Consider the following 645-nt stretch of genomic DNA (forward strand, 5'->3'; position numbering starts at 1 on the left):
AAAGCGCAACCGACCAGCTTTCCCCGTGAGAGGCGAATTGTTTAACAGCTAACCCACCCAAAAGCAGCGTTATATCGTCACGATGCGGTCCCACCAGAGTCACCCCGCGTTCCAGTTCGGCGGTACGGCGCTCGCGCAAGCGCTGCGCCATCGCATCTTTAATATCGTCGATGCTCATACGCGAAACATGTTCGAGCCCTCGCTCGGTGATTTCGGGAAAAACTGTCGAATCGTAGGTGAATGAAATATCTTTTGACCCGTCGGTCAGCCCGGCGTAGGCGCGCCGCAAGTGGGGAAGCAGAAGCCATAGAACGCGAAATCGTGCTGCGAGGAGCTGTGCCCCTAGCTGCGCTAATTGTTCCGACCATACATCAAGGGTGTGCATTGCGTTTTCATCGTCTACCGCTGAGGAACCGCGGCGCTGCAATGTTTTCAACAGCGAATTGCGCTGGCGCAAAATGCGTTCGTATTCCTGACGGTACCCGGAAACGACGGGTCGCAGCGAAACCGCTAAATCATCAATAAAACGGCGTCGTCCCGCGGGTTCACCCTTGACGAGCTGCAAATCTTCGGGGGAGAACAACACGGTGCGCGTAATCCCTAGGGCTTCACGGGCGCGCACGGGAGCGGCTCGATTAATGCGCA

At 56.6% G+C, this 645-nt stretch carries 1 protein-coding gene; it reads right to left on the reverse strand.

All coding sequences use genetic code 11. The annotated features are described in order from the left end of the window. A partial coding sequence (locus tag HMPREF2554_RS10950; protein WP_371326188.1) for a DNA replication/repair protein RecF occupies window positions 1-645 on the reverse strand: 645 nt, incomplete at both ends.

This window comes from Rothia sp. HMSC071F11, from assembly GCF_001809115.1.
Classification (GTDB): Bacteria; Actinomycetota; Actinomycetes; order Actinomycetales; family Micrococcaceae; genus Rothia; species Rothia dentocariosa.